Below are 1,814 nucleotides of genomic sequence, written 5' to 3'. Positions count from 1 at the left end.
GATACATAAGTGCAGCCGGGGTTCCTTCCACCAGCCAGCGGTTGACACGGGGGGCGAGTCCATACATAGGTCGTGCACGGCCGCAAGGCCGTGTGCGACATTGCTGCTGGCCGGGAGACAACGCCCGGAGCCCGGCACGGGCGTTGCGTTTTTGCAACAGGTGCCCAGGCGTCCGCCGCCAGCGCCCCGTGTAACGCGAGGTAACACTATTTGCCATTGTGGCAGGCGCACAACACGGGGCGATAAAGATTTGAAAAAAGATGTTGCAAAAAGGTGAACCTCTTAGTCTATACTCCCCTCTGTCGGGTGACGGACCTGGCGTGTTGCACGCAAACAACAGCAACACATCCGAACGGTTTTTGAACGCAATCCGCAGCAGGAGGGAGTCAGCATGGCTCGTCATATCATCAAGGGTGCCGCGATCGGTACCGTCTCCGCCCTGGCGCTGGCCGCCGCCGGCCAGGCCGCGGCCGTGGACTTCCAGGCCGGGGACACCACCGTGTCCATCTACGGCTACATGATCGGCAAGATGTCCTACGACATGGACGAGAACATGGGTAGTGCCACTGCCGGTAGCTTCGGTAATCTGGTCGACGACGAGCAGGTCGACGGCTACACCGACCTCGACGCGAACCAGAGCCGCATCGGCTTCCAGACCACCACTGACATGGGCGGCAGCGACCTGGTGACCCGTATGGAGGGAGACTTCCTCGGCGGCGGCGGTGGTCAGTTCCGCATGCGTCACGCCTACGGGTCCTGGAACGGCATCCTCGCCGGCCAGACTTGGTCGAACTGGAACAGCTTCGTCGGCACGACCCCGACGGTGGACTTCAACGGTCTCGCCGGCAACACCGGCTATCAGACCCGTGTGGCGCAGTTCCGTTACACCGTCGGCGACTTCTCCGTCGCGCTCGAGGATCCGAAGGCCCGTATTCTTGACGAGGGGGGCGAGAACGACGACGTCGCCAAGGATTCTCTCCCGGCCCTGAGCGCCCGTTACGAGGGATCCTCGGGGCCGATGGGTTACTCCGTCGCGGGTATCGTCCACCAGCTGGAGACCGCCGACGAGTCCGAGAGCGACGCCGGTTACGGCGCGTTCGCGGCGGCCTCGTATAACTTCGGTGCCGTCACCGTTCGCGGTGCCCTGGACTACACCGACGGCGCGACCAGCTACCTCTACCAGTCCGGTTTCGAGCACTTCTTCGCTGCCGACGGCTACATCGACGCCAACGGCGACCTCGAGACCGTAAAGGCCTGGGGTGGCACCATCGGCATCAGCGTCGATGCGGGCCCGGGTACGATGAACGTCTCCTATGGCCGCACCGATATTGACGAGGACGATGCCACGGCCCTCAACGGCTTTGAGACCCAGAGCGCGGTCAACCAGAATGTCTTCGTGAACTACATGTGGCAGCCGGTCGAGCGCGTCACCTACGGTATCGAGTACTCCTACTGGAAGGCCGAGAACGACGAGGCGGATTTCGATGCGGATGCCAACCGCGTCTCCGTGGCCGCGCAGTATGTCTTCTAAGACGGTCTAAGAACGACAATATCATTGTCGCTTTTCGCCCCGGCCTCGTGCCGGGGCGTTTTCATTGGGCACCAAGAAAATTGGCCGGGTGCCCATGGGGCTTCCCCGTGGCCGTCGTCGTCACCGGCAGCGCCTCCGCCGTATCATTCCCACCCGGCCCTTCGCCGATACCCGCCCCTGCGTGCCGGTTTGTCATCGCAGTCGAGTAGGTCGTGCATGGCCGCAGGCCGTGTGCGACATGGCTCCCCTCGACGCCCACCGGTACACATCGAAGACGTCGCAC

Annotated in this window: 1 protein-coding gene; it reads left to right on the top strand. The window is 63.1% G+C overall.

Going from position 1 to position 1,814, the window contains the following annotated elements:
* Positions 1 to 391: 391 nt before the first annotated feature.
* Positions 392 to 1,531 (top strand): DcaP family trimeric outer membrane transporter, encoded by a 1,140-nt coding sequence (locus tag G7A99_RS19025; protein ID WP_163143142.1) that lies wholly within the window; start codon positions 392 to 394, stop codon positions 1,529 to 1,531.
* Positions 1,532 to 1,814: the final 283 nt, after the last annotated feature.

Source organism: Arhodomonas sp. KWT, assembly GCF_010993615.1.
Note: the sequence above shows the minus strand (reverse complement) of the source record. Positions and strands in the feature narration are given on the sequence as shown.

Bases quoted from the DNA above. Each gene is read 5' to 3' on its own strand.
- G7A99_RS19025 (WP_163143142.1), top strand. From the start codon at position 392: ATGGCTCGTCATATCATCAAGGGTGCCGCGATCGGTACCGTCTCCGCC.